Raw genomic sequence first — 618 nt, 5'->3', positions numbered from 1 at the left:
GGTACGCCAGTTGATAGCGTTCGCCTGACTCGTTTTCGATTTCGGTCAGCAGCAGGCGGGTGTTGTCGTAGCGGTATTTGAGTTGAGAACCGTCGGGGTTGATCCGACGACTGATCAGGTGCAGTCCATCGGCATATTCATACCGGGTCACACGCCCCAGTTCATCGCGCTCGGCGGTGATTTTTCCGTAGGGGTTGTAGCTCAATGCGCGGGTGGCGCCGTCCGGCAATACCACCTTGAGCAGTCGGCCTACCGCGTCCCACTGATACTGGGTCAGGGCGCCATGTTCATCTTCACGGGCAATCTGCCGGCCCAGGTCGTCATAGCGATAACGCCGCACGCCGCCATTGGGCAGTTGCTCCCCAACCAACTGCCCAAGGTCATTCCAGATCAGGCGCTGACAGCTGTGGTCCGGATACCAGACAGCCAGCAACTGCCCCCGCTTGTCATAGCTGTACTCGGTGACATTGCCATCAGGATCAGTCTGGCGTGTGATATCGCCCTGATCATTACGCTGGTACTTCCAGACCGCCGCACCCCGGCGCATGACCCGTACGAAACCATGCTCATACTCGTAGGCGGTAGGCTCGTCATCCCCCGGAAACAGCGCCACCAAGC

The 618-nt window shown here is 59.4% G+C and carries 1 pseudogene; it reads right to left on the bottom strand.

Annotated features, from left to right (window positions below):
* Positions 1-618, bottom strand: a pseudogene (locus tag FIV38_RS29835) (RHS repeat protein); the annotation flags it as partial.

The sequence above is a fragment of the Pseudomonas proteolytica genome, from assembly GCF_007858275.1.
GTDB lineage: Bacteria > Pseudomonadota > Gammaproteobacteria > Pseudomonadales > Pseudomonadaceae > Aquipseudomonas > Aquipseudomonas proteolytica.
Note: the sequence above shows the minus strand (reverse complement) of the source record. Positions and strands in the feature narration are given on the sequence as shown.